The organism is Roseovarius sp., from assembly GCF_018066915.1.
Classification (GTDB): Bacteria; Pseudomonadota; Alphaproteobacteria; order Rhodobacterales; family Rhodobacteraceae; genus Roseovarius.
In genome coordinates this window covers 1-4,302 of sequence record NZ_JAGPVV010000280.1, presented here as the reverse complement: position 1 = coordinate 4,302, position 4,302 = coordinate 1, and the positions used below count along the sequence as shown (strand labels likewise).

Annotated in this window: 3 protein-coding genes and 1 pseudogene; 2 read left to right on the top strand and 2 right to left on the bottom strand. The window is 62.9% G+C overall.

From position 1 onward, the window contains the following. Window positions 1–10: 10 nt before the first annotated feature. Window positions 11–1,144 carry a hypothetical protein gene (locus KBT70_RS15720; protein ID WP_296636047.1) on the bottom strand — a complete coding sequence of 378 codons (1,134 nt, stop codon included), beginning with the start codon at window positions 1,142–1,144 and terminating at the stop codon, window positions 11–13. Between the two features lie 433 nt (window positions 1,145–1,577). Continuing rightward, window positions 1,578–2,591, bottom strand: coding sequence for a Hint domain-containing protein (locus tag KBT70_RS15715; protein ID WP_296636044.1), 1,014 nt, complete (start codon window positions 2,589–2,591; stop codon window positions 1,578–1,580). Window positions 2,592–2,785: 194 nt separating this feature from the next. On the opposite strand from KBT70_RS15715, the gene KBT70_RS15710 reads away from it, so the two are divergent. Both KBT70_RS15710 and KBT70_RS15705 read left to right on the top strand, forming a co-directional pair. Then, complete coding sequence (locus tag KBT70_RS15710; protein WP_296636050.1) at window positions 2,786–3,565, top strand: SDR family oxidoreductase; 780 nt, start codon at window positions 2,786–2,788, stop codon at window positions 3,563–3,565. 102 nt (window positions 3,566–3,667) lie between these two features. Further along, a pseudogene (locus tag KBT70_RS15705) lies at window positions 3,668–4,302 on the top strand (sodium:proline symporter); the annotation flags it as partial.

Below are 4,302 nucleotides of genomic sequence, written 5' to 3'. Positions count from 1 at the left end.
AAAAGCTTTCTCATCGGCAGTACCACACCCGTTCCGTGGCATTGGGCAGCGCGCAATTGCCATTTGCATCCCCCAGTGCCCGCCAATCCACCCGGATCACCGATAGCGCCTCACGCGCTGCATTGGCTGGGCTGTCCGCGCCCAAAACACCCTCAAGCTGTGGGAACGGCCGTGCCGGATCGGTCGGCATCAGCACCCCGATCATGTTGATGTGAAACGCTGAGTCCTTAAGGAACCCCTGCGCATTGCGTACCGTTTCGGTCCTGACCTCGCCATAGTCCGCAGGCCCGAATCCCCCCAGTGCCACCCGAAAAGCATCCTCGCGGTTCTCCACGCGGCGCAGCCTTGCGCGGCCATCGGCCATGAGCTGATCCAGAACCGCGCTATCGACCCGCAGCCCGGTGCCTTCGCCCGACACCCCGCCGAATACCTCGTCGAAAAAGCCGCGCACATTGCCCAGCACCCGCCCCGCCGCCTCGATCTCGATCCGGCGCAGCGCGATCCCTGTCTCCAGATCCGAGGCCTGGGACACGAACGTCCGCAACGCGATGTTGAGTGTGCCCATGACATCGGCCACCGCATCAGGCGGCGTCAGAAAGATCGCCCTCGCAAACCGCGTCGCCTCTGCCGCCGCGATGGCCTGCACCCGTGCCCGCGTCAGCGCACTTTCCGGGCAGCCACCCACCTGGTCGAGTTCGCCCAGCATCTGCGTTGCGTGATAAATCTGGCGCATTTGCGCCAAGGTCCCGAAACTGGCGCTTTGCCGAAACTCGGTGTCCACCGAACCGAGGTAATCGCGCAGCCATTCACGCCCTTTCACGACGGCCCTGCATTGCACTCCCGTCGCCCTTGCCCGCACATGATTGCCGAAATACGCCGCGCCGAGCGCGAATTTCTGATCCAGCTTCGGCGCGACATCCTCGGCAAAGAGAGTCGCGATGATCGTGTCGTATTCTCCGCAGGCCAAGACCCGTTCGAGGCAGAGCTGGTCCTGCTGGAGATCACATGCCGTGATCGTCGGCCCGCAAAAGGCCTGCGCCATCAGCCGCTCTGGCAAGACCGCGGTCAGCGCCATCGCGCCAAGCACCGAGATCGTGCGAACCGCCCTTCTGGCCATCTGGCTCTGCATCAGTTTTCGTGACATTTACCCCGTGCCCACATCTGGCAGGGGACTGCAAAATTCACGTGGTTACGGCAAAGACTTCATTGTGAAATCGCAGTTACCCCAATAAACCGGAAGTCGTCAAAAAAATATGTCTTCAACCTAGGATAGTATTTTGCTTTGATTCGGACAAGAAAAAGAAACCCCCGATGCGGGCATTCCCGACACTCGGCAGATTCACGCCAAACGAGAGTCCGGTCCGTGCTGCCTGAGCGCGTTGTCGTCAGGGACGAACCATCCGTAAAGACAGATCTCACGCGTCTGCGTGGCCGGGCCCCTTCGGGGCACGCGGCTGACCATGGATGCGTCCTTTGGCTATTGGGGCACAGACGCTGATCGCAAGGCTGAGAGCGGGTGCGTTCATCGCTGCGTGGGGTGATCAAGGGCGCGCAAAGACCCGACGTAGACCCCGTCCCTACCGCGTTGATGCCCGTTTCAGGATATCGGCGGCATTGGGGTGGTTGAGCAGCGCCTGACCCACCTCGAATTGCAGGTGGCTCGGGGCGCTCTGCCCCGCGATCTGTCGGCTCAGCGCCTCTTTCAGATCAGCAGGCAAGGCGGCAGAGGTGCGCGGATCGACCAGTAGGGTTTCAGCGGCAATGCCTTCGGCATAGATGATCTGATGCCGGTCAAAGAGCAGTTGCACGTAATCGACAAAACCGCCGCTCTCGCGGCGCACGGTATCGCCGTTGACAAGATGGCGGGCGCGCACCAGCACCTCGGCCCGGCCCGCGCCAAGCGCGTCAGAGCGCTGATAGATGAAGAGCCGGTGATCGGGGCTGACAAGCAGATCATTCTCATTGTGAAGCGCACCCGCACTGATCCGAATGGGCGCGAAATCCCCCACCGCACGCACCGTCGAATGCCCGACCCAACGGATCGGCCGCACCCCGTCATCGCGGGTCAGGATCATATCACCGGGCACCAGCGTCTCAACCCGGCGCTGTTCGCCTGTGGCCATGGTGATATGCGTCCCGCTGGAAAAGGAAACGCAGGCCACCTGCGCAAAGCGTTGCAGCACGTTATCCGTGTCGATACCCACCAGCGCATAACCGGTCTTGGGCCGCATCTGAGCGAGCGGCATGGCAAAAATCTCGACCAGATTGCCCGCCTCATCCACTTCGACCAACACGATCATCTCGGTCGTGCGCCCGGTGCCCGACATCAACGTGAGACAACAGTCGAGATGGATTTGCGCGCCGGCGCGGCCAACCTCGGACCCTTGCGCGACGGTAAAGGGCGCGCCACCCGCCAGCGACAGCGATAGACGGAGTTGCCGGGCCTGGGGCTGCAACTCGTAGACATCGTCAAGGTCGAGTTCAGACGCAAAAGACAGCGCATCGCCCATGTTCGCCCCATTGACGACACGAAAATCCAAGCCCGCGTACACGGGCAGGATGTGGTCGGAGAGAGCGAGGTCAGTGGTCATGGGCGGCGTTGGTCCGGATCAGGTAAGGCACAGGATTTTCCTGCAGGCATCGTAGCTTAGAATTGTGGCACCATGGCGTCAATGCGGTGGATCACAGCCTAAGGTCGGCGCCCGTCACGATGCCCCTTGCAAGGTTCTGGCCATTCTCGCCCAGAGGGTGTTAATTCGACGTTGATGCAACAGGAGGGTGGATGATGGATCTGGGGATCAGGGGCAAGCGGGCGCTGGTCTGCGCCGCGTCCAAGGGGCTGGGGTTGGGGTCTGCCCGAGCGCTGGCAGAGGCGGGGGTTGATCTGGTGATGAACGCACGCGGTGCCGAGGCGCTCGAGGCGGCAGCAGAGATGATTCGCACCGAATACGGCGTGAGCGTCCAGACGGTCGCGGCGGATATCACCACCGAGGCCGGGCGCGCCGCCGTGCTCGCCGTGGCGCAGGACGTGGATATTCTCGTCAACAATGCCGGGGGTCCGCCGCCGGGGATGTGGACCGATTGGGAGCGCGAGGATTTCATCCGCGCGCTCGATGCCAACATGCTGACCCCCATCGCGCTGATCAAGGCGCTGGTGCCGGGGATGATGGCGCGCGGCTGGGGTCGGGTGGTCAACATCACCTCGCAATCGGTCAAGGCGCCGATCCCCGCGCTTGGCCTCAGCAATTCGGCACGCGCAGGCCTTACGGGCTATGTCGCGGGCACGTCGCGACAGGTTGCGGGCCGGGGCGTCACGATCAACAACCTGCTGCCGGGCATCCATGCCACGGACCGCGCCACCGCCCTCGACCGGGGCGTGGCCCAAGCGCAGGGGATCAGCATGGACGAGGCAAAGGCGCGCCGCTGCGCCGGTATTCCCGCCGGGCGCTATGGCACCGCAGAGGAATTCGGCGCGGCCTGTGCGTTTCTCTGTAGCCAGCATGCGGGCTTTATCGTGGGGCAAAACATCCTGCTCGATGGCGGTGGCGTGAACGCGACGCTCTGATCCACGTGATCACGAAACCGGGAGTGGGGCGCATAAGCTCTGGTGCCTGAGAGTGCCGCTCATTAGCACTACGGGCATATAATCCACAGAGGAACATCTATCATGCAAGCATTGTCGATCATTGGCCTTTTCGGCCTGGTCATTCTGGGCAGCCTACTGGTCGCCCCCCGGCGCGCCACAATCGAGGGGTTTTTCAGTGGCACGGGCGCGGATGGCCGTGCGCCGGGCCTCTGGGTACTGGTGCTGAGTCAGGTCACGACCTGGATTTTCGCCCGTTCCCTGATGAACTCGGCCATTCTGGGCTATTTCTACGGGATCTGGGGCACGCTGGCCTATGCGGCCTATTACGGGTCCTTCCTGACCGGCGGCTATATCGTAGGCCGGTTGCGCGCAGGCGGTGCCGGATCGGTGCAGGACTGGCTTGGCGTGCGCTTTGGGGCCACAGGCAAGGCCTGTTACAATCTGGTGATCGGCCTGCGGCTCTTGTCCGAGGTCTTTGCCAATCTGCTGGTGGTGGGGCTAATCTTTGCCGCTGCCCTGCCCGAGATGGGCGTGGCGCGCGATGTCTCGATCCTGATCGTTGCGGTGCTGGGGCTTGCCTATAGCGCCTGGGGCGGGCTGAGTGCCGCGCTGCGCACGGATGTGTTGCAGATGGTGGTGTTTCTGGTGGTTTTCGCGGCGGCCTTTGTGGCGCTGGTTGTCAGCCCCGGCTTTCATCTTGGGGCCGTGTTGACCGC

Excerpts from the sequence above, each read along its gene's own strand:
- KBT70_RS15720 (WP_296636047.1), bottom strand. The coding sequence starts at position 1,144 with ATGTCACGAAAACTGATGCAGAGCCAGATGGCCAGAAGGGCGGTTCGC.
- KBT70_RS15715 (WP_296636044.1), bottom strand. The coding sequence starts at position 2,591 with ATGACCACTGACCTCGCTCTCTCCGACCACATCCTGCCCGTGTACGCG.
- KBT70_RS15710 (WP_296636050.1), top strand. The coding sequence starts at position 2,786 with ATGGATCTGGGGATCAGGGGCAAGCGGGCGCTGGTCTGCGCCGCGTCC.